Annotated in this window: 18 protein-coding genes; 7 read left to right on the top strand and 11 right to left on the bottom strand. The window is 65.9% G+C overall.

Features of this window, described 5'->3' with window-relative positions; all coding sequences use genetic code 11:
- Position 1: 1 nt before the first annotated feature.
- The 6 genes from ribD to H7A85_RS09730 all read right to left on the bottom strand — a co-directional run bounded on the left by ribD (position 2) and on the right by H7A85_RS09730 (position 5,789).
- On the bottom strand, positions 2-1,111 hold the full coding sequence (ribD, locus tag H7A85_RS09755; RefSeq protein WP_244631080.1) for a bifunctional diaminohydroxyphosphoribosylaminopyrimidine deaminase/5-amino-6-(5-phosphoribosylamino)uracil reductase RibD: 1,110 nt from the start codon (positions 1,109-1,111) through the stop codon (positions 2-4).
- Positions 1,104-1,583, bottom strand: a complete 480-nt coding sequence (gene nrdR / locus H7A85_RS09750) for a transcriptional regulator NrdR (protein WP_182085735.1) — start codon at positions 1,581-1,583, stop codon at positions 1,104-1,106. Before nrdR ends, ribD begins: the two co-directional genes overlap by 8 nt.
- A 9-nt stretch (positions 1,584-1,592) precedes the next feature.
- The gene (gene glyA, locus H7A85_RS09745; protein ID WP_182085734.1) at positions 1,593-2,912 is read right to left on the bottom strand and encodes a serine hydroxymethyltransferase; all 1,320 of its coding nucleotides are present in this window, start codon (positions 2,910-2,912) and stop codon (positions 1,593-1,595) included.
- Positions 2,913-3,057: 145 nt separating this feature from the next.
- The gene (locus H7A85_RS09740) at positions 3,058-4,386 is read right to left on the bottom strand and encodes a L,D-transpeptidase family protein (protein WP_182085733.1); all 1,329 of its coding nucleotides are present in this window, start codon (positions 4,384-4,386) and stop codon (positions 3,058-3,060) included.
- Between the two features lie 283 nt (positions 4,387-4,669).
- The gene (locus tag H7A85_RS09735) at positions 4,670-5,185 is read right to left on the bottom strand and encodes a MarR family winged helix-turn-helix transcriptional regulator (protein ID WP_182085732.1); all 516 of its coding nucleotides are present in this window, start codon (positions 5,183-5,185) and stop codon (positions 4,670-4,672) included.
- A gap of 175 nt (positions 5,186-5,360) precedes the next feature.
- A complete protein-coding gene (locus tag H7A85_RS09730) occupies positions 5,361-5,789 on the bottom strand; it encodes a DUF6163 family protein (RefSeq protein WP_182085731.1) in 429 nt (142 codons plus the stop codon).
- Between the two features lie 243 nt (positions 5,790-6,032).
- Here H7A85_RS09730 and hemB point away from each other — a divergent pair, with 243 nt between their 5' ends.
- The 3 genes from hemB to H7A85_RS09715 all read left to right on the top strand — a co-directional run bounded on the left by hemB (position 6,033) and on the right by H7A85_RS09715 (position 8,472).
- Positions 6,033-7,055, top strand: a complete 1,023-nt coding sequence (gene hemB / locus H7A85_RS09725; protein WP_244631079.1) for a porphobilinogen synthase — start codon at positions 6,033-6,035, stop codon at positions 7,053-7,055.
- An 80-nt stretch (positions 7,056-7,135) separates the two neighbouring features.
- The gene (locus H7A85_RS09720) at positions 7,136-7,603 is read left to right on the top strand and encodes an RDD family protein (protein ID WP_182085729.1); all 468 of its coding nucleotides are present in this window, start codon (positions 7,136-7,138) and stop codon (positions 7,601-7,603) included.
- A 119-nt stretch (positions 7,604-7,722) separates the two neighbouring features.
- The gene (locus H7A85_RS09715; protein ID WP_182085728.1) at positions 7,723-8,472 is read left to right on the top strand and encodes an arginyltransferase; all 750 of its coding nucleotides are present in this window, start codon (positions 7,723-7,725) and stop codon (positions 8,470-8,472) included.
- Between the two features lie 45 nt (positions 8,473-8,517).
- Here the strand turns inward: H7A85_RS09715 and H7A85_RS09710 are convergent, their stop codons facing one another.
- Together H7A85_RS09710 and parC are read right to left on the bottom strand one after the other, a co-directional pair.
- A complete protein-coding gene (locus H7A85_RS09710; RefSeq protein WP_182085727.1) occupies positions 8,518-9,729 on the bottom strand; it encodes a multidrug effflux MFS transporter in 1,212 nt (403 codons plus the stop codon).
- A 138-nt stretch (positions 9,730-9,867) separates the two neighbouring features.
- Positions 9,868-12,117: a DNA topoisomerase IV subunit A gene (gene parC / locus H7A85_RS09705; protein ID WP_182085726.1), complete on the bottom strand. Its 2,250-nt coding sequence runs from the start codon at positions 12,115-12,117 to the stop codon at positions 9,868-9,870.
- 192 nt (positions 12,118-12,309) lie between these two features.
- Here parC and H7A85_RS09700 point away from each other — a divergent pair, with 192 nt between their 5' ends.
- Together H7A85_RS09700 and H7A85_RS09695 are read left to right on the top strand one after the other, a co-directional pair.
- Positions 12,310-13,485, top strand: coding sequence for a hypothetical protein (locus H7A85_RS09700; RefSeq protein WP_182085725.1), 1,176 nt, complete (start codon positions 12,310-12,312; stop codon positions 13,483-13,485).
- A gap of 18 nt (positions 13,486-13,503) precedes the next feature.
- Positions 13,504-14,013: a 2'-5' RNA ligase family protein gene (locus H7A85_RS09695; RefSeq protein WP_182085724.1), complete on the top strand. Its 510-nt coding sequence runs from the start codon at positions 13,504-13,506 to the stop codon at positions 14,011-14,013.
- A gap of 45 nt (positions 14,014-14,058) precedes the next feature.
- Here the strand turns inward: H7A85_RS09695 and aspS are convergent, their stop codons facing one another.
- Positions 14,059-15,849 carry an aspartate--tRNA ligase gene (aspS, locus tag H7A85_RS09690; protein WP_182085844.1) on the bottom strand — a complete coding sequence of 597 codons (1,791 nt, stop codon included), beginning with the start codon at positions 15,847-15,849 and terminating at the stop codon, positions 14,059-14,061.
- 189 nt (positions 15,850-16,038) lie between these two features.
- Between aspS and rnd the strand changes: the two genes are divergently transcribed.
- Together rnd and H7A85_RS09680 are read left to right on the top strand one after the other, a co-directional pair.
- Positions 16,039-17,190, top strand: a complete 1,152-nt coding sequence (gene rnd, locus H7A85_RS09685) for a ribonuclease D (RefSeq protein WP_182085723.1) — start codon at positions 16,039-16,041, stop codon at positions 17,188-17,190.
- Between the two features lie 55 nt (positions 17,191-17,245).
- Positions 17,246-18,190: a hypothetical protein gene (locus H7A85_RS09680; RefSeq protein ID WP_210270239.1), complete on the top strand. Its 945-nt coding sequence runs from the start codon at positions 17,246-17,248 to the stop codon at positions 18,188-18,190.
- A 69-nt stretch (positions 18,191-18,259) separates the two neighbouring features.
- Here H7A85_RS09680 and H7A85_RS09675 read toward each other — a convergent pair whose 3' ends face one another.
- Together H7A85_RS09675 and H7A85_RS09670 are read right to left on the bottom strand one after the other, a co-directional pair.
- Positions 18,260-19,729 carry a Ppx/GppA phosphatase family protein gene (locus H7A85_RS09675; RefSeq protein WP_244631076.1) on the bottom strand — a complete coding sequence of 490 codons (1,470 nt, stop codon included), beginning with the start codon at positions 19,727-19,729 and terminating at the stop codon, positions 18,260-18,262.
- Positions 19,730-19,766: 37 nt separating this feature from the next.
- Positions 19,767-21,965, bottom strand: coding sequence for an RNA degradosome polyphosphate kinase (locus tag H7A85_RS09670; RefSeq protein WP_182085842.1), 2,199 nt, complete (start codon positions 21,963-21,965; stop codon positions 19,767-19,769).
- Positions 21,966-22,013 lie beyond the last annotated feature (48 nt).

Raw genomic sequence — 22,013 nt, 5'->3', positions numbered from 1 at the left:
GTCAGATCCTTTCCCATTCGGACCAGACGTCCGGCCCGAAATATTCCCGCGGGCCGAGCACGAAGCGGGTTGACCTCAGCAGCTCGGCGGGGGCAGCCACACCGCCATTTCCGATGACGAGCGGCGCGCGAACGATGATCGATCGATCCACCAGATCGGCTCTCAGCAGCGCATCGGCAAGGGTCGGCCCGCCCTCGACGAGGAGGGTCCCGACGCCGAGAGCTGTGAGACGCTGCATGAACTCGGCGAGCTCAACCGCGCCGGTTCCCGATAGCGGCACCAAACGACACCCCGCCTCCATGAACGGTGCAGCGACTGACTCGGATGGGTCCACACCCGTCGCGATCCAGGTCGGCGTTGCCTTCGCGGTGCGCACGAGCGGGCTGCCGAGCGGCAGACGCAGCGAGGGATCGACTACGATGCGCACCGGCGAGCGTGCATCGAGCCCCGGCAGGCGACACGTGAGGAGCGGCTCGTCGGCGATCGCGGTTCCGATGCCGATCATGATCGCATCGCTTTCGGCGCGCAGGAGGTGAACCTGCCGGTTGGCGATCGGACCGCTGATCGCGACGCGCCCGACGCCCGAGCGCCCCACGGCGCCATCCACGGAGATCGCCATCTTCAGTGTCACGAAGGGGCGTCCCCGCGTTACGCGGGACAGGAACCCTTCGAACGCGCGCTCACAATCGCATCCTTCGAGCCGGACTACCCCGACGCCCGCATTCCGCAAAATCGCTACACCGCGCCCGTCCACTCGGGGATCGGGATCGGACGCGCCGATCACGACGCGCGAGACGCCCGCTTCAACGAGCGCTTCGGCGCAGGGACCCGTCCGGCCATGATGGGCACAGGGTTCGAGGGTGACGTAGGCTGTAGAGTCTCGGGCCGCATCGCCGGCCTCGGCCAAGGCGACGCGCTCAGCGTGCGGACGCCCGCCCGGCGCGGTGACGCCGCGACCGACGATGCGCGCTTCGGCGCCTCTTCCCCGAACCAGGATCGCGCCGACCGATGGATTCTCAGATGTCAGCCCCAAATGCCGGCGCGACAGACGCGCGGCGGCGGCGAGGAAGCGACGATCCTCCTCGGCCCGACCGTCGTCCCGATCAGCCACGGTCTTCCGGCGTCGCATCCAGCGACGCGGTCAATTCGCCGATCACGGACTCGAAGTCTCGCGCCTCGCGGAAGTCGCGATACACGGAAGCGAAGCGGACATAGGCCACATCGTCGAAGCCGCGCAGCGCCTCCATCACCAGGCGGCCGATGGCTTCGGAGGGAATGTCGGTCTCGCCGGTGGATTCCAGTTGGCGGACGATCCCCGAGATCATCCGCTCCACCCTCTCCTCTTCCACCGGCCGCTTGCGCAAGGCGGTGTGAATGGAGCGCGCGAGCTTCTCGCGCTCGAAGGGTACGCGCCGGCCGGACTTCTTCACCACGACCAGCTCGCGCAGCTGGATGCGCTCGAAGGTCGTGAAGCGTCCGTTGCAATCCGGGCAGATACGGCGGCGACGGATCGCCCCGCCTTCCTCGGCGGGGCGCGAATCCTTCACCTGGCTGTCGGGCGACCCGCAAAAGGGGCAGCGCATGCGGAGCGATCAGCCGAGATTGGCGTAGATCGGGAAGCGCTCGGTCAGCGCGAGGACCTTTTCCTTGACGCGCGCTTCCGTCGCGGCGTTGCCGTCCTCGGAGTTCGACGACTTAAAGCCGTCCAACACCTCGACGATCAAACGGCCGACTTCGCGGAACTCTTCCGTGCCGAAGCCGCGCGTCGTTGCCGCCGGCGTGCCGACGCGGATGCCGGACGTGATCGTCGGCTTTTCCGGGTCGTTGGGAACGCCGTTCTTGTTGCAGGTGATCCCGGCACGGCCGAGCGCGACTTCCGTCGCTTTGCCCGTCAGCATCTTGGGGCGCAGGTCCACCAGCATCAGATGCGTGTCCGTGCCACCCGAAACGATATCCAGCCCGCCCGCCACCAGAACCTCGGCCAAAGCCTTCGCATTGTCGGCGACCGCCTTGATATAGCTGCGATAAGCCGGCTGCAGCGCCTCGCCGAAGGCCACCGCCTTGCCGGCGATGACATGCATCAGCGGGCCGCCTTGCAGGCCGGGGAAGATCGCGGAATTGATCTTCTTGGCGATGTCCTCGTCATTGGTGAGGATCAGGCCGCCGCGGGGGCCCCGCAGGGTCTTGTGCGTGGTCGAGGTCGCGACATGGGCATGCGGGAATGGGCTCGGATGCTGGCCGCCGGCGACGAGACCGGCGAAGTGCGCCATGTCCACCCAGAGGAAGGCACCAACCGCGTCGGCGATCGCGCGGAACCGCGCGAAGTCGATCACGCGCGAATAGGCGGAGCCGCCCGCCACGATGATGTCGGGCTTGGTCTCATGCGCCAGACGCTCGACCTCGTCGTAGTCGATGAGGCCGGTGGCGAGGTCGAGACCGTACTGGACGGCGTTGAACCAGCGCCCGGACAGGTTGGGCTTGGCGCCGTGCGTCAGGTGGCCGCCCGCGTCGAGGCTCATGCCAAGGATGGTCGCGCCGGGCTTCGACAGCGCCAGAAGTACGGCCTGATTGGCTTGGCTGCCGGAGTTCGGCTGGACATTGGCGAAGCCGCAGTCGAACAGCGCCTTGGCGCGGTCGATCGCCAGTTGCTCCACCACGTCGACGAACTCGCAGCCGCCGTAGTAGCGGCGGCCCGGATAGCCTTCCGCATACTTGTTGGTCAAAACGGAGCCCTGCGCTTCCAGGACAGCGCGCGAGACGATGTTTTCGGAGGCGATCAGTTCGATCTCATACTGCTGGCGGTGCAGCTCGTCGCGCATGGCGCCGAACAGGCCGGGATCGACGGAGGCGATACCCTCGGAGAAGAAGCCGTTCGCGTTCGGAATCGAATCGATGGCGTGTGCGTGCGACATTTCCGAGGTTCCTCGCTTCGGCGGCCTCCGGCCGCGATGGGCGGCGCCTTACCATGTTCCGCCGCGCGATGCCACAGACGGGAACGAAACGAGAAACGGCCGGGCATCCCTGCCCGGCCGTTTGGATCGAGCGATGTCGAGCCGATCAGTACGGCAGGTCGGCAGAAGCCTGTTCGCCGGCGGCATAGGCCGTCGGCTGTGCGTCGGTCATCACCAGCTGCTCCGAGCCGTCGCGGCGGTAGATGTCGTCGCGGAACTGGACGACGGTCGGGTCCGTCGCCCAGGCCGTCAGGTAGGTGAAGTGCAGCGGCACCGGATTGACGAAGTTCACGTCCTGGCGCGTGCGGGCGGAGATGGTCTTCTCGATCGCGGCGCGGTCCCAGCCCGGCGTGTCGCGCGCCAGCCAGACGATCAGGTCACGCACGTTCTGAACACGCACGCAGCCGGACGATTCGAAGCGCATCAGCTGCGAGAAGACGCTCTGCTGCGGCGTGTCGTGCATGTAGACCGCGTAGGGGTTCGGGAAGTTGATCTTCACCGAGGACATCGCGTTCATTCGGCCCGGGTTCTGGCGGAAAAGGTACTTCACCGCCTCGTCCGTGTTCCAGTTGATCGTCTCGGGCGGGATCACGCTGCCGTCCGACGCATAGATGATGATGTCGTTGCGCGTGAGGTAGGTCGGGTCCTTCTGCATCAACGGGATGATGTCCTTGCGGACGATCGACGCCGGCGCATGCCAGTAGGGGTTGAGGTTGAGGTTGGTGATCTTGGAATCGAGGATCGGCGTCTGGCGGTCGATCTTGCCGACCACGGCCGTGTGCCGCTGCACGACGCGACCGTTCTCCACCGCCTCGATCGAGGCGGCAGGGATGTTCACCATCACGAAGCGGCCGGGATCGACCTGAATGGCCGACAGGCGCTGAATGTTCGTGCGGAGCTGGTTCAGCCGCGTGTCGGCTGGCACGTTGAGCGCCTTGAACGTGTACTCGCCGACCTTGCCGTCCGCCGGCAGGCCATGGCGCGCCTGGAAGCGCTTCACACCGGCTTCGACATAGGTGTCGAACGCGGCGGAGGTGCCGGCGGAGCGATCGAGATCGCCCGACGCAATCAGGCGCTGGCGCAGATAGGGCACGGCGCCGTTCTGCGCGCCGAGCTCGAGCTTGGCGGAGTCCGGCACGTTCGGCCAGCCGCCGGCCATGACGATCTGGTTGTACTGATTGCCGGCCGACTGCATCGCATACAGCGTGTTCTCGGAGAACACCGGCTGGTTGGACGCGACATTGCGCACGCTCGCCTGGCGGGTATCGAACTGGTCGTTCCATCCGCCACGGTTCGGCGCGGCCAGAACGCCGTCGAGAGCCGACTGCGCACGGGCTGCGCCCGCGAACGCACCGGCACCCAGGAGCGAGGCGGCACCGGTGACGAAGCGGCGACGGCTCAGGCGGAACGGATGGTTGGCGGCGTCCTCGGTCATTTTCGAAACCCCTTCGGCAAGTCTTGCCCACTTGCGCCGCAACATAGGGGCGGCTTGGTAAACCAATGCGTAACGGGCAATCACGGAGCCGATATCATCGATGTCGGCAGATGCCGTTCGATGCGCATCCGAATACGGCGAAACCGTGGATGGCGGGCTTAAGCGTCTGACGGGTAGCAGGTTTTTGTCGGGTGTTGCGAAAAACCCCACGAGCGGGACGACGCTCGTGGGGTTCGAGGGTTGGTCGCGGACTGGAGGGGCGCGACCCGCCGGGAGGTTGCTCCTACAATCGATACATGATCGAATCGTTCCAGAAGCGGTCGAGGCGCTGCAGCGACTTGTTCATCTTCTGGAATTCGCCCTCGTCGAGGCCGCCGACCTTGTCGATCGAGCCGATATGGCGGTCGTAGAGGTCCGCTACGATCTCGGCCACTTCGAGCCCGGCCTTCGTCAGCGACACGCGCACCGCGCGTCGATCGACCCGCGACTTCTGGTGATCGATGAAGCCGAGCTCGACGAGCTTCTTCAGATTGTAGGACACGTTGGAGCCGAGGTAGAAGCCGCGCGTCCGAAGCTCTCCCGCCGTCAGCACCGAGTCGCCGATGTTGAAGAGGAGCAGCGCCTGGACGGCGTTGATGTCCGTGCGCCCGGCGCGGTCGAACTCGTCCTTGATGACGTCGAGCAGGCGGCGATGGAGACGCTCCACCAGCTGCAGGGTTTCCAGATAGAGCGACTTCAACTCGACCTTGCCGTCCTGCCGCTGCAAGTCGGGCGCGCGCTTGGCTGCCGTATTGTTCATGATAGGCCCCGCTGTTGCTTTTCGAGGTTCTTGTTCGACCTCGTCTTGAGCAACAACCTACGTTTCGGCCTCTAAAATTCGACTTAAACCTCAGCCTTAATGCCATCTTGACAGGGCAAAGCTCTGTTCTTGCTGAACATAACCTTTCCCCAAGCGGCCAAATGCCGCCAAACGCCTATTTCGGACCGGTGAGACGCCGCCGCCGCTCGACGAAGGCAACCGTGCGAAGCGTCGCAAACAGCGCCAGCCCGAAGACGTGCAGCCCCACGGTCAGCGGATCGGCGCCGTAGAGCTGTGGAAAACCAACCCGCATCACACCTTCGCAGGCGGCAACCAGGATCCAGATCACGCTTCCCCAGGACGCAGTCATCCACATGCCCGCCCCCGCCACGGGATAGAGAACGGCCAGCACGGGCGCGGCGACGCGCCACCAGACCGGCATCAGGTCGAAACGCCACAGCGCTCCGTCGAACACACCGATCAGCCGCGACCAGTAGAGAAGGCCCATGCCGAAGAGCGCCAACCCGACCAGTCGGCAAAGCCAGATGGTCAGTCGGCGGTTGAGGGTCTCGTCCTTGTCGCGCTCGAAGATTTCGAGGGTCATGCGTGCGTGCGGCGGGCATGGCTTCGGCGAACCGGAAGCTCGGTTACGTATGCGGTCATGAAGGGTCCTGCCGGGGCACGGTCCGCCCTTTCGAGCGCGCCGCGCGATGCGTGAAGGCTAGGGGTGCTTCGGCGCGAGGTCAACGATCGCTCAAATGCGAACGGTTTTCGGGGTTGTTCTCCACCGTCGATCGCGCGCATAGGTGCGCCGACCGAGCCGTAGTCTGGAATGCATGGAAGAACGATGGCAGAGCGCAGCGCGACCACCAGCACGATCGACCGGGTGACGGGCGGCACGCGTCTGCGGCGCCTGCGTCGGAGCGACTGGGTGCGCCGTCTCGTTCGCGAAACCGACATCCGCGTCGAGGACCTGATCTGGCCGATCTTCGTGCGCGAGGGGGACGGCGATCCCGAACCGGTCGCTTCCATGCCCGGCGTCTTCCGCCGCTCGGTCAAGGGCTGCGCGCAGGCTGCACGCGAGGCGGCTGCGCTCGGCATCCCCGTCGTCGCCCTCTTCCCCTATACGGACGCTTCGCAGCGCGACGAGACGGGAAGCGAAGCTCTCAACCCCGACAATCTCGTCTGCCGCGCGACCCGCGCGATCAAGGATGCGGAACCCGAGATCGGCATCCTGTGCGATGTGGCGCTCGACCCCTACACGACCCACGGGCACGACGGATTGGTGCGTAACGGCGTGATCCTCAACGACGAGACGGTGGACGTCCTTTGCCGGCAGGCGCTCGTGCAGGCGCGTGCCGGGTGCGACATCGTCGGCCCGTCCGACATGATGGACGGGCGTGTCGCCTGCATCCGCGCGGCGCTGGACGGGGATGGGTTCGGTGACACGATGATCATGTCCTACGCCGCAAAATACGCCTCCGCCTTCTATGGCCCGTTCCGCGACGCGGTCGGCTCCGCCGGCGCGCTGAAGGGCGACAAGCGGACCTACCAGATGGACATGGGCAACACGGCCGAAGCCCTGCGGGAGGCGGCGCAGGACATCGCGGAAGGCGCCGACATGATCATGGTCAAGCCCGGCCTCCCCTATCTCGACGTTCTGGCACGCCTCGTCGACGAGTTCCGCATGCCGACCTTCGCCTACCAGACGTCGGGCGAGTATGCGACGATCATGGCGGCGGCGCAGAACGGCTGGATCGACGGCGACCGCGCCATGTTCGAAAGCCTTCGCGCCTTCAAGCGCGCGGGCGCCGCCGGCATCCTCACCTATTTCGCCCCGAAGGTCGCCGAGGCGTTGCATCGCGGCTAACTCCAGGCCATTGCGAGGCCCCGGATCGAGACCCATGTTGTTCCCGTAAGGCTCAAGGAACATGCAGAGGATTTCGAACCATGACGAACGCGACGACGCTGGACGGTGCGGCCAACGGCTGGCTGGACGAGCCCCGCGCCTATGAGGGGGTCCGGACGCGGCGCATCCTCTCGTTCCTCGTGGACTATGCGATCGTTCTCGCGCTCTGCATTCCCGCTTGGTTCGTGATCGGCGTTCTCGGCATCCTGACGCTCGGCATCGGATGGGGTCTCTACGCCATCCTGTTTCCGCTGGTCGCCCTTCCCTATGTCGCCTTTACGCTCGGCGGCCGCGCGCAGGCGACGCCCGGCATGCGCCTCTTCGGCCTGCGCTTGGAGCGGCTGGACGGCGCCCGCGTCGATCCCGCGATCGGCGTAGCGCATTCCGTCCTGTTCTGGGTGGCGGGTGCGGTGACGTCCGGCTTCATCGTCCTCGTCGCCCTGTTCACCCCCCGCAAGCAACTGGTTCAGGACCTTCTGCTCGGTACCGTGGTGGTGCGCCGGCGCTAACCGACACCTAAATTTTTGCGCTCGCCCGGGATGGTTTCGCTTTCCACGGGCGAGCGCAGACCTCACATTGATCGGGTTCGGGCGCTGTCGCCGTCCGTGGTTCGAGGCGTCCGGGCAGCATGACCGCTCACCATCCGCAAAGCCCGCAATTCTTTCTGACGGCGCCCTCGCCCTGCCCCTATCTCGACGGGCAGTTCGAGCGGAAAGTCTTCACCCATCTGACCGGATCGCGCGCGCCCGCCCTCCTAGACCTTCTGACGCAAGGCGGATTCCGCCGCAGCCAGAACATCGCCTACCGTCCCGCCTGCGAGCGCTGCCGCGCCTGCATATCGGTGCGCATCCTCGTCGACGAGTTCGAGCCGACGCGCTCCATGAAGCGCGTTCTCCAGACCAACGGCGATCTTTTCGGCCGCATGGGCGACGCGGAGCCGACCTCCGAGCAGTTCGCCCTGTTCCGCCGATATCTGGAATCGCGTCACGCCCATGGCGGCATGGCCGAAATGTCCGCCATGGACTACGCGATGATGGTGGAGGACAGCCAGGTCGACACGCGCCTGATCCAGTATCGCCGCAAGGGTCCGGACTACCGGATCAACGGCCGATCCGACGAGGATCTGATGGCCGTCGCCCTCAGCGACGTGATGGCCGACGGCATGTCGATGGTCTACTCGTATTATCGTCCGGAGGAAGCGGACCGGAGCCTCGGGACCTACATGATCCTCGACCACGTCCAACGCACGAGGGAACTCGGACTCCCCTATCTCTATCTCGGCTACTGGGTCCACGGCTCGCGCAAGATGGACTACAAGATCCGCTTCCAGCCGCAGGAGCACCTGATGGCCAAGGGTTGGGAGAGATACGGCGGTTGATGTCGGCGGAACCGCCAACCTGCCGTTGAGACCCCTTCTCGGCGGTCACCGGACCGCGGCGACGTTCCCATCGCGTCCACGGGCCGACAACGCTCCTAGCAGGAGCGAAGCAATGCCCGCCAGGAAGATACCGCCTGCCAGAACCGTGACGGTGCCGTCGTAGAAGGCGCCCAGCCCGACTGCGAAAAGGGTCGCGACCAGGCTCGACCCGGATGCGATGAGCGATGCGCCGAGGCCTGCGACCTCGCCCAGCGAGCGCATCGCCATGGCGTTGAGATTGCCGAACAGAATGCCGATCGAAAAGAAGGCAGCGAAGCCGAACGCCAGAAGCGGCACGAGCGGCGGTCGGCCGCCGAAGGCGACCGAAACGGCCAGCATCGATAATCCGGCCAGCGTCAGGCCGAGGAAGCCGAACCGCGCCATGGCGTCCATGCCGAAGCGCCCGACGAGGTGCGCGTTCAAATAGGAGGCAAGGCCAACGCCGCCGGCGAGCAGTGCGAAGTAGAACGGGAAGCTTTCGCGCACTTCATAGACGTCTGCGAAGAGATCGGCGGCGACGCTGAGATACAGCAGCTGCGCGCCGAACACGAAACCGGTCGCCGCGATCAGAAGCGTCACACGCCAGTTGGCCAGAATGCGGACACCGTTGGCGAAAAGGATGCGCGGGCGAAACGGAATGCGTCGCCCGGGCGGGAGGGTCTCGGGCTGACGCCAGATCAGCCAGGCTCCCATCAACACAGCCAGCCCAAGGTAGACGGCGAACATCGCCCGCCATCCTCCCAGCGCGATCACGCCTTGCCCCATCGCGGGAGCGATCATGGGCACGAGGATATAGAGCGAGAACAGGAAGGACATGACGCGAGCCATCGCCTCGCCCTCGAACTGGTCACGGATCATGGCGCGGGTGGCGATCTTCGGACCCGCCACGCCGACGCCCTGCAAGACGCGCCCGAGGATCAGCACTTCGAGCGAGGAGGCGAACAGACCTATAAGCGTACCGATCGCATAGACGCCGAGCCCGGCGACCAGCGCCCGCTTCCGCCCGATCGCATCCGAGATGGGGCCGAGAGCCAGTTCGCCGAACACCATGCCGAAGATGAACAGGGACACGACGTGCTGCGTCGAGAAGGGCGGCGCGGCGCCGAACTCTACGCCGATATCACGCAATCCTGGAAGAAGAGCGTCGATGCTGACGGCGGTCAGAGCCGTGAGAAGCGCGTAGAGGACGATGCGACCGCGAGGGACACCAGGCGACATGCGGCCGCGATCCTTGGTTCTGAGTTCTCGGGGCTTCCTAACGCCCGAGACGCAGCTGGGGAAGCTGCCAGGACAGGCGCACGCCTTCGGTTCGCAAGTTCTGCGATCGGAACGACCCCAGAGGGTCGCAGCCCCCCCTTATCCGAACCGGCCACTCTTCGGGAAACCCTTGGGCACCAGACGCCCGGCCTGCGCCCGGTCACTCTTCCATTCCATCAGCTCGGCATCCCCGCGGTTGAAGACGCGGCCGGCCGTATCGGTCCACGTCAGGCCGTTCGCCAGGGCGAAGACGCGGATGTCGAGAAGCGCACCGTCCTTGTAGCGCTGGAGGCGGACGCCCTTGCCGCGCACCATCTCGGGGATCTGCGCCAGCGGAAACACCAGCATCTTGCGGTTGTCTCCGACGACCGCCACCGTGTCGCCGCCGCCGATCGGCTCGGCGCGCGCCAGGCTGACGGGGCTTGCGACGTTGAGGATCTGCTTGCCCTTGCGGGTGGACGAGATCAACTCGCTCTCCGCGACGATGAAACCGTTGCCGTCGCTCGATACCAGAAGCCGCTTGGCTGTCGCGTCCGGAACGAAGCCGAGCGCGATGTCCTGGTCGTCCTCGAGTTCGATGGCGAGGCGAATGGGATCGCCGTGCCCGCGCCCGCCCGGCAGCTTGTCGGCGCCTAGCGTGAAGGCTCGTCCGTTGGTGGACAGGAACACGAGCTTGTCGGTGGTCAGCGCCGGGAAGGCGAGTTTCAGCTTGTCGCCCTCGCGGAAGGTCAAGCCCGACAGGTCCGTCAGGTGCCCGCGAAGCGCACGAAGGAACCCCTTCTGCGACAGGACGATCGTCACCGGCTCCCGCTCGATCAGCGCGACGGCGATGTCGTCCGACGAATGCTCCGGGGCATCGGCGAACTGGGTGCGCCGCTTGCCGAGCTTGGTCTTCTTCGAGAAGGTCTCGCGAACCTCCCGAACCTCGGCCGCCACGCGCGCCCATTGCATCTCGGTCGAAGCCAGCAGCGCCTGCTTGTCGGCCCGCTCCTCGCTCAACGTGTCGAACTCGCGCTTCAGCTCGAACTCCTCGAGCTTGCGCAACGAGCGCAGGCGCATGTTGAGGATCGCCTCGGCCTGCGTGTCCGTCAGCTCGAAGGTGGACATGAGGACGGCCTTCGGCTCGTCCTCCTCGCGGATGATGCGGATCACCTCGTCGAGGTTCAGGAAGGCGATGATGTAGCCGGATAGGATCTCCAGCCGTCGCTCGATCTGGTCGAGCCGGAACTGCGAGCGCCGGACCAGCACCTCGCGCTGGTGCGCGAGCCATTCCGTCAGAACCTCCTTCAGCGACAGCACCTTCGGCACCTTGCCGCCGGACAGGACGTTCATGTTCATCGAGATGCGCGATTCCAGATCGGTCGTCCGGAACAGCGATTCCATCAGAAGCACGGGATCGACGGTGCGCGCCTTCGGCTCCAGGACGATGCGAACGTCCTCCGCCGACTCGTCGCGAATGTCGGCCAGAAGCGGCAGTCGCTTGGCCGACAGGAGATCGGCGATCTTTTCGATCAGGCGAGACTTCTGGACTTGATACGGGATCTCGGTGACGACCACGACATAGCCGCCCCGCCCCTGTTCTTCCCGCTCCCACTTGGCGCGGACGCGGAACGAGCCGCGCCCCGTCGCATAGGCTTCGCGGATGGTATCGCGACCATCGACCACCACGCCGCCCGTCGGGAAGTCCGGCCCCTGGACGAACTTGAGAAGCGCGTCGAGCCCCGCATCGGGCTCCTCGATCAGCTTGAGCGCGGCGTCGCAGATCTCGGCCGCGTTGTGCGGCGGGATCGAAGTCGCCATGCCGACCGCGATGCCGGAGGCGCCGTTGGCCAAGAGGTTCGGGAAGGCGCCCGGCAGGACGATCGGCTCGCGATCCTCCTCGTTGTAGGTCGGTCGGAAATCGACGGCGTTCTCGTCGATGCCGCGCAGAAGCAGAGTCGCCACGTCGGTCATCCGCGCTTCGGTGTAGCGCATGGCCGCCGCGCTATCGCCGTCCACGTTGCCGAAATTGCCCTGCCCGTCGATCAGCGGATAACGGATCGAAAAGTCCTGCGCGAGGCGTACCAGCGCGTCGTAGATCGAGGCGTCGCCGTGCGGATGGAACTTGCCCATCACGTCGCCGACGATGCGGGCGCACTTCTTGTAGCCCTGCCCCGGATCAAGCCGCAGCACGCGCATCGCATGGACTATCCGCCGGTGGACGGGCTTCAACCCATCGCGAACGTCGGGCAGCGCGCGCCCCATGATGGTGGACAGCGCATAGGCGAGATAGCGCTCTTCCAGCGCCGTCTTCAGGTCGATCGGTTCGATGTCGCCGCCGCCGGGCGGTGTGTCCACTGGCTTACCCATGGGCTCAGGCCATATCCGAAAGGCCGAACCGGAACAAGACCGGAACAAACCGAGACCCGGCGCCACCACTCGGGCGGTTCGGGCCTTTTCCTGCGCGATAGCCGAGCCATATTACCGACGTTTTCCGATTGGCGAAGTCCGCTACCCCCGACTCGGCCTGTTAGGTGTGGGTCCCATCCGAAAGGTTACCGCATGATCGTCCTGCCTTCCCGCCGCATCGTCGCAAGCCTGGCTCTGGTCTTGGCAAGCGCGACCTCGTCGCTTGCGGCGGATGCGCAGGCATTCGCAGACCGCCTGAAGGCCGTGATGGGCGAGCAGAACGTCACGCTCGAAACGGGAACGCCCGCGAGCGAGGGCGACGACGTCGTGCTGCCGGAGGTCCGCGTCCGCGGGAATCAGCCGGGCGAGGATCCCGTGGCACTCGGCGACCTCCACTTCGAGGGCGTCACAGGCTCGACACCAGACGGCTGGAAGGCGACACGCGTAGCGCCCGCCGACATCGACCGGACGGACGGCGACATGCGCACGCAGATCGGCGGCATCGCGGTCGAGGGCCTGACAATCCAGGGAACGAACGCCACGACGAAGGCACTTTCGCCGATCTTCTTCGAGCGGGCGAGCATCGCCTCCGTCGCAGCCGAGCGAAACGGCAAGTCCGTCCTGAGCGTCGAGAACATCGACCTGAAGAACGAGGGCGCCGAGGGCGAAGCCTATCGGACGACGTTCGGCGTCGGCTCCTTCACGGCCGATACCGCCGGCGATCAGCCCGCTTCCTCGACGCTGAAGGAGCTCGGCTACGAGACGCTGACCGGCAACATGAGCGGCAACGCGTCCTGGGATCCCAAGAGCGGCGCCCTGACGCTGGATCCGCTGCAGGTCGTCGTCAATGACGCGGGCAAGCTGGACTTCTCCTACACGATCACCGGCTACACGCCGTCGTTCATCCAGTCGCTGTCGCAGATGAGCGAGCAGATGAAAGCCAGCGGCGGCCAGTCGGAAGGGTCCGGCATGGCGGTGATCGGCCTCCTGTCGCAGCTCAACCTCCAGTCGGCCAACCTCAGCTTCGCCGACGATTCGCTCACCAACCGCGTGCTGGACTACTTCGCCAAGCAGAACAACCAGACGCGCGAGCAGATGGTGTCCGGTGTCCTCGGCTCGCTGCCGCTCGCGCTCGGCTATCTCCAGAACCCGCAGTTCCAGGCCGACGTGACGGCCGCGGTGAAGAGCTTCCTCGAAAACCCCGAGCAGCTGACGATCGCCATCGCGCCACCGAGCGCGGTTCCCGTGACGCAGATCATGGGTGCCGCGATGGGCGCGCCGCAGACCCTGCCGCAGGTGCTCAACCTTTCGGTCAAGTCCGGCGGCTGATCGAAGCGAGGCGCCGGGATGAACGACGATCCGTTGATCCTGACGCTGCGGTTCGACGAGGTGAGCTTCGAGCGCTTCGACACGATGCGCAGGCGGCACTTTCCGCCTGCGCGAAACCACATCCCCGCGCATCTGACGCTGTTCCACAAGCTGCCGGCCGAGCGCTGGGCCGCAATTCATCGCAAGCTCACTACGCTCGCTTCGACGGCCGGCCCCCTGCCGCTGCGGGTCGATGGCCTGCGGTTCTTAGGGTACGGCTCCGCTTACACGATCCAATCACCGGAGCTGAAGCGCCTGCGCGCCGACCTAGCCGAAGCGTGGGCGGCCGATCTCGGGCGCCAGGATGCGCAAGGTTTCTCGCCGCACGTCACGATCCAGAACAAGGCACCCTCTGGCGAAGCCAAGACCTTGTTCGCGGATCTCAAGGCGACCTTCTCGCCCTTCGACGCATCCGCGACCGGCCTTCTTCTCTGGCACTATCGCGGCGGCCCCTGGGAGCCGGCGGGCGAATACGCGTTCACCGGCTGAGGCACGAGAAAAAGGGCGCTCGATGCGCCCTTCTCGTCGTCTGGTTCAGGCCTTGGGGGCCTGCGGGATGGGGCGGATCGCCAGTTCCCGGAGCTGCGTCGGCGTCGCCTCGGAGGGCGCGTTCATCAGGAGGTCGAAGGCCTGCTGGTTCATCGGGAACATGGTGATCTCGCGCAGGTTCTTGACCCCGCACAGAAGCATCACGATGCGATCGACACCGGCCGCCATGCCGCCATGCGGCGGGGCACCGTACTGAAAAGCGCGGTAGAGGCCGCCGAAACGCTCCTCGACATCGGCTTGGGCGTAGCCGGCGATCTCGAAGGCCTTGACCATGGTCTCGGGCAGCTGGTTGCGAATGCCGCCCGACGCGATCTCGAACCCGTTGCAGACGATGTCGTACTGGAACGCCTTGAGCGACAGCGGTTCTTGGCTGTTCAGCGCCTCGATGCCGCCCTGCGGCATGGAGAACGGGTTGTGCGCGAAGTCGACCTTCTTCAACTCCTCGTCCCATTCGTAGAACGGGAAGTCGATGATCCAGGCGAGCTCGAACCGGTCGCGATCGACGAGGTTCAACTCCTCGCCGACGCGGGTGCGCGCGGCGCCGGCGAAAGGCGCGAAGGCCTTCGGGTTGCCGGCCACGAAGAAGCAGGCATCGCCCGCGCCAAGGCCGAGCTGCGTGCGAACGGCTTCCGTGCGCTCCTCGCCGATGTTCTTGGCGAGCGGCCCGGCGCCGCCGAGCGCCCCGTTCTCCTCGCGCCAGAAGATGTAGCCGAGGCCCGGCTGGCCTTCCCCTTGCGCCCAGGCGTTCATCCGGTCGCAGAACGCCCGGCTTCCGCCGGTCTTGGCTGGAATGGCCCAGACCTCGACCGCCGGGTCGTTCGCGATCATGTTGGCGAAGACCTTGAAGCCGGAGCCCGCGAAGTGCTCGGTCACGGCCTCCATCTCGATCGGGTTGCGAAGGTCCGGCTTGTCGGAGCCGTACTTGCGCATGGATTCCGCGTAAGGGATACGGCGGAACTCCTGGCTCACCGGCTTGCCCTCGGCGAAGTCCTCGAAGATGCCGCGGATCACCGGCTCCATCGTCTGGAAGATGTCCTCCTGCTCGACGAAGCTCATTTCGAGATCGAGCTGATAGAACTCTCCGGGCAGGCGGTCGGCGCGCGGGTCCTCGTCGCGGAAGCAGGGCGCGATCTGGAAGTAGCGATCGAAGCCGCTCATCATGATCAGCTGCTTGTACTGCTGCGGCGCCTGCGGCAGCGCATAGAACTTGCCCTGGTGGATGCGGCTCGGCACCAGGAAGTCGCGCGCGCCCTCGGGCGAAGAGGCGGTGAGAATCGGCGTCGAGAACTCGGTGAAGCCCGTGTCCTGCATGCGCCGGCGCATCGCCGCGATGATCTGCGTGCGGCGAACGATGTTCCGGTGCAGCGTGTCGCGGCGAAGGTCGAGGAAGCGGTACTTGAGGCGCACGTCCTCCGGATAGTCCGGCTCCCCGAAGACGGGGAGCGGCAGCTCCTTCGCTTGGGAAAGGACCTCGATCTCGCGGGCGAAAACCTCGACCTCGCCCGTCGGCAGCTTGGCGTTGACGGTCTCGGACGTGCGCGCCTTCACCTCGCCGTCGATGCGGATCACCCACTCGCCGCGAACGGCTTCCGCCGTCTTGAAGGCCGGCGATTCGGGATCGACCACGATCTGGGTCAGGCCGTAGTGGTCGCGCAGATCGATGAACAGAAGGCCGCCGTGGTCGCGAACGCGGTGCGCCCAACCCGACAGGCGAACCGACTGCCCGACATGGCTGGGACGGAGCTCGGCGCAGGTGTGGGAGCGGTAACGGTGCATCGCGGTCATCTCTCGGGCTTGTCCGGCATAGCCGGGCGCGCTCGGCCCGGCTTCGAATTTTCGCGGAAAAGCGCATGCGGGTCCCGTTATGTCAACAATTCTGACATTGCGGCGCGGAAAGCGGTGGATTCTCCGTGACCTCGTGCGAGCGGCCTGCACGCCTACCGATTTCGTGATCTATAAGAACGCATGGAACCGATCACCACGACCGCCGCCCTTGCCGAAGCGTGCCGAACCCTTGCCCGCGCCGAATTCGTCACGGTGGACACCGAATTCATTCGCGAGACGACGTTCTGGCCGGAGCTTTGCCTCGTCCAGATGGCGTCGGACGAACTGGCCGTCCTGGTGGACCCGCTCGCCGAGGGGATCGATCTCGCTCCCTTCTTTGAGTTGATGGCCGACGAGAGGGTCGTGAAGGTCTTTCATGCCGCGCGCCAGGACGTCGAGATCGTCCACAAGCTTGGCGGGCTGATCCCCAAGCCCTTGTTCGACACCCAGGTCGCCGCCATGGTGTGCGGCTTCGGCGAGTCGATCGCCTACGACCAGCTCGTCGCCCGCACATCGAAGGGCCACATCGACAAGTCCTCACGCTTCACCGACTGGCGCCGCCGCCCCCTGTCGAAGGAGCAGCTCGACTATGCGCTCGCCGACGTCACCTACCTGCGCGACGCCTATCGTTTCCTAAAGTCGGCGCTGGCCGTGGAGGGCCGTGAAGCTTGGCTTGCCGACGAGATGGCGGTGCTTACCGACCCAGGCACCTACGACATCCACCCGGACGACGCCTGGCGGCGGCTCAAGCTGCGCGTGAGGAAACCGATTGAACTGGCCGTCCTGAAAGAGGTCGCGGCGTGGCGCGAGCGGGAAGCGCGTGGGCGCGACCAGCCGCGCTCGCGCATTCTGAAGGACGACGCGGTCTACGAGATCGCCCAGCAACAGCCCAAGGACGAGCAGGCGCTCGGCCGTCTGCGGACGCTCTCCAAGGGCTTCGAGCGCTCGAGCGCGGGCCGAGAGATCCTGGCGGCCGTCGGCCGCGCGCTGGCGATCCCGAAGGCCGACCTCCCCGCCATCCCAAAGCCCCCGAACCTTCCCGAAGGCACCGCTTCGGCCGTGGAGTTCCTGCGCGTCCTTCTCAAGATCGTGGTGGACGAGCGCGGCGTCGCCGGACGCTTGATCGCTTCCGGGGACGATCTCGAAAAGCTGGCCGTTCGCGGCGAGAGCGCCGAGGTTCCGGCCCTGGAGGGTTGGCGCCGCGAGCTGTTCGGCAACCGCGCGCTGGAGCTTCTGGCGGGCGATGCCGCGCTCGTCTACCGCAACCGGCGGGTCGAGGTCGTCAAGCTTTAGACCTCGCTCCCTCGGCGAAGGCCCGGCGATCCCCGTCGAAAAGCATGGAGGCCACATGGTCGAAGCACCATCGGAGCCCCCCATAGCCGCTTCCCCCGACGAGGACGGCGACGGTGGGGAACGCGCAGCGGCGACGCGCCTCTACGTCATCCTGGCTCGGGACGCTCCGACGGGGGTCGTGTTTCGACGCGGCCCCTCGAAACACGTGCAGCTTCTCAGCTGGGATCTGCGAACGGATCGCGTGACTTCCGGCCAGTGGCTTAAAGGTCGAATCTACGAACGACGCTGCGATCTCTCGCCGTCCGGCGACCTCCTCGTCTATCTCGCCACGAAATACCCGAACGAGTTCGAGGCCTGGACGGCGGTCTCGCGCCCGCCCTATCTGACCGCCCTGGCTCTCTGGCCGAAGCGGAACGGCACCTATGGCGGTGGCGGCCTGTTCGAGGACGAAACGCGTCTTCTTCTGAACCATCGGGAAGACGAACGAGATCTGGCGGCGGGGTTCCAACTGAAACGGGGAATGACCGTCGCCCCGCTCGACCCCGTTTCCGGCCGCGGAGAGGACGAGCCCATCCTGTCGCATCGACGGCGACGGGATGGCTGGAGCCTCGTTTGCGAGGGAAGCAGCTTACCTTACGATCCATACAGTGGTGGCTGGACCATCGAGCCCCCTCAGGTCTGGCGCAAGCGCGGGCGCAACGGCCGGCTTCTGGAAGAACATCTCCATTCCGTCGGGCGGCGTGGCCATCCCTGGTACGGGACGAGCTTTCGCGTTCTCGATGGCGAGGAGACGCCCTTGTTCGACCTACCGGCCACCGACTGGGCGGACTGGGACCGGGGCGACCTTCTAATGGCGCGAGACGGCAAACTCTTCCGCTTGCGAAAGAGCGATTTCCGGCGATACCCGGACGATGGCGAGAGCGCCCTGCATCTCGTCGCCGATCTCAACGCATCGCGCTTCGAGCCGATCACGGCGCCTGCCCAGGCGAAACGCTGGTAGAAAAGCGCCCTTGCGCCATCGCCCGCCGGCAGGTCGAGAGACCTCGCAACGTCTGAACGCCGGACGCCCCTAGCGAACCTCCAACCGCAGCGTTCGCTCCACCACCTTGGCAAAGGCCTGCAAGCGAGCCTCCGGCCGTTCGCCGAGGAGCCCGGCCAGGTCCTTGGGCACCGCCAGCGTGAAGCCGCCTCGCGGGTCCTGCGCCCAGCGTAGGCGCTCCAGAACGCCCGGCATGGCGGCTGTCAGGAGATACGTGACACGGAACAGAGCTGCCAGGAGTCTTGCGAGCTGCAGCATGCGCGGATCGACGACACCGTTCATCCGATCGAGCGAGACGGGGTCGAAGTTGCCCTCGTATCGATAATAGTTGGCGAGGCCGAGATAGGCACGCCCCGGATGGTCGATCGCGGGAAAGGCCGCGTTGACGACGATCGAGAAGGCCTGCGTGCCGCGATAATCGGGATGCGCGCGCCATGCGATGTCGGTCAGGAGGCAGGCCGCCTTGCGCAAGCGCTGCTCGTTCACCGACTCGGCAATGCCGAGCGCGGTGAAGGTGCGCGTCGACCAGTCGATCAGTTCCTCGTTGTGGCGGGGCGAGCGCGATCGCAGGAACGAAAGCTCCCTCGCCGCCTCCATCAGCGGGTCCTTGGCCTTTTCCTCGGCCGACAGGCGCTCGTGAAGGTAGCCCTCGCGAACGCCGTAGGCGGAAAGGACGATCTCGGACGGCTTCAAATGCTGGATCACGGCTTGGAGCGTGACCGCGCCGAACGCCAAGAGCGAGCGACGGCTGCGCGAGATGGCCGCGATCCCGGGCAGCTTTTCCGGATCGCTCTTCACCACCGCCGCCAGAAACTCGGCGATCTCCCCCGGCTTCACCGAATATCCGTGCATCACATGGATCGGATAACCCGTCTGTTCCATGTGGAGCTTCAGGAGGTTACGCCAGGTTCCTCCCACGGCGTAGAAAGGCCGGCCAATCGCGATCGGCCCGAAGCCCGAGCCGCCGACATGGCTGTCCGCGATACCCCGCGCCTTGGACACGTCGCCGCCCGACAGGTCCTGCAGGCGCAGGCCGCCGAGCGGCATCGTGATGCCGTTGCCGATCTTGCCATCCGCGACGTCCACGATCTCGAGGCTGCCGCCGCCCAGATCCCCGGTGATGCCGTTGGGGGCGTGAAAACCGGCGATCACGCCCTCGGCGGCGAACCGTGCTTCGTCGGCGCCGGACAGGATGGTGATGGGGCAGCCGATCGCGCGCTCGGCGGCGGCCACGAACTCCGGCCCGTTGACGGCCTCGCGCGCGGCGGCCGTCGCGATCGGATGGATCTCGCGCACGCGCGACTGATCGCACAAAGCCCGGAATCGGGTCAGCGCGGCAATGGCGCTCGCGACCGCCTTGTCGTCCAGCCGATTGGTGTCGGCGAGCCCGCGCCCCAGGCCGCTCAGCACCTTTTCGTTGAAGAGGACGGTGGGCGCGCGGGTGTTGCCCTCGTAGATCACGAGGCGGACGGAATTGGAGCCGATATCGACGACCGCCACCGGCTCGCGGTCGGGAATGCGTCCGTGCGCCGGTTCGTCAATCGAAGCGGGAATGCTCCGCGCGTTGTCTGGCAATGAGCTTGGGCGCATTCGATTTCAGGGCCTTTCCTCGTCCCGAGAGGCTTGGATTGGTCATGAAGTAGCGCTGGGCGTTGAAAGGCTGCTCGCCTTCCGAAGGTTCGATCCGCCGCGAGGTGCCGTCCGACAGGACCGACCAACTCTGCTGGTTGTCCAGGATGTTGGCGAGCATGATCTGCGACAGGACCTGACTGTGGACCGTGGGCGTCGTGATAGGCACCAGCGTTTCGACTCGCCGATCGAGATTTCGGGGCATCAGGTCGGCGGACCCCATGTAGACGATGGCCTTTTCCGATGGCAACCCGTGGCCCGCGCCGAAGCAGAAGATGCGGCTGTGCTCCAGGAAGCGCCCGACGATCGACTTGACGCGGATGTTGTCCGACAGGCCGGCGACACGCGGCCGCAGACAGCAGATGCCGCGCACCACGAGATCGATCTCGACCCCGGCCTGGCTCGCCCGGTAGAGCGCGTCGATGATCTGGGGATCGACGAGCGAGTTCATCTTCATCCAGATCTGGCCCGGACGCCCCGCCTTCTCGTGCGCGATCTCCTCCTCGATGTGCTGGAGAATGCGCTTGCGCAGCGTCAGCGGGGAGATCGCGACCTTGCGCAGTTCGGTCGGCTCGGCATAGCCGGTGATGTAGTTGAAGATATGCGAGACGTCGTGCGCGATGTCCGGATCGGCGGTGAAGTAGGACAGGTCGGTGTAGATCTTCGCCGTGATCGGGTGATAGTTGCCCGTGCCGATATGGCAGAAGGACACCATCTTGCCCTCCTCGCGGCGGACCACGAGCGAGAGCTTCGAGTGGGTCTTCTTCTCGATGAAGCCGAACACGACCTGAACGCCGGCGCGCTCCAGATCACGCGCCCATTTGATGTTGGCTTCCTCGTCGAAGCGCGCCTTCAGCTCGACCAGCGCCGTCACCGACTTGCCGGCCTCCGCCGCGTCGATCAGAGCGCGCACGATCGGCGAGTCGTTGGAGGTGCGATAGAGCGTCTGCTTGATGGCGACGACGTTATGGTCGAACGCCGCCTGGCGCAGGAACTGCACCACCACGTCGAAGCTCTCGTAGGGGTGATGGACGACGATGTCCTTCTCGCGAATCGCGGCGAAGCAGTCGCCGTTGTGTTCCCGGATGCGCTCGGGGAAGCGCGGGATGTAGGGCGAAAACTTCAGGTCGTCGCGCGGCACCCTGACGATCTGCGACACGGCGTCTAGCGCCAGCATGCCGTCCATCACCGAAATGCGGCTTTCCGAAACGTTGAGCTCGCTGGCGACGAAGTTGCGCAGACCTTCCGGCATGACATGGTCGAACTCGATGCGGATCACCGAGCCGCGACGACGGCGCTTGAGCGCCGATTCGAACAGGCGGACGAGATCCTCGGCCTCTTCCTCCACCTCGATATCGCTGTCGCGGATGATGCGGAACGTGCCCTGCCCGCGCACCCGGTATCCCGGAAAGAGCTTGGCGATAAAGAGGGCGACGACGCTTTCCAGCGGCACGAAGCGCGCGACGCCCGCCTCCGTCAGCGGCATCTCGACGAAGCGCTGCAGCGCGGTCGGCAGGCGCAGAAGCGCGTTCATGCCCTGCGAGTCCCGCTCGCGGACGAGCGCCAGGGCCATGGAGAAGCCGAGATTCGGAATGAACGGAAACGGATGGGCCGGGTCGATCGATAGCGGCGTCAGGACGGGGAAGATCGCATCGTCGAAATAGCGCTCAAGCCAAGCGCGATCGTCCTTCTTAAGCTCGCCCGCGCCCACGATCAGGATGTTTTCCGCGCGCAGCGCCTTGACCAGCTCGGCGAGCGATGCCTGCTGCTCCTCCTGCAACTGCGTCACTTCGGTCAGCACCCGGTCGAGCTGCTCCTGCGGAAGCAGGCCGTCGTCGCTGCGCACCGAAAGGCTGGCGCGCACTTGGCCCGCGAGCCCCGCCACGCGCACCATGAAGAACTCGTCGAGATTGCCGGCCGAGATCGACAGGAAGCGAACGCGCTCGAGAAGCGGATGGTTGAGGTTCTGCGACTCCTCCAGAACGCGCCGATTGAACTGGAGCCAGGAGATTTCGCGGTTGATGTACCGATCGGCCGGCAGTTCGACGATCGGCGCGACGGGCGGTGGCGGCGCGGCGGGCACCGGGACGATGCCGATCGCCTCCATCAGCGGCTGATCGGGCTCCGGCTCGCCGGTATCGTCGTCCGACAGGAC

This window comes from Aureimonas sp. ME7, from assembly GCF_903970965.1.
Lineage (GTDB): Bacteria > Pseudomonadota > Alphaproteobacteria > Rhizobiales > Rhizobiaceae > Aureimonas.
This window is presented reverse-complemented; position numbering and strand designations above follow the sequence as displayed.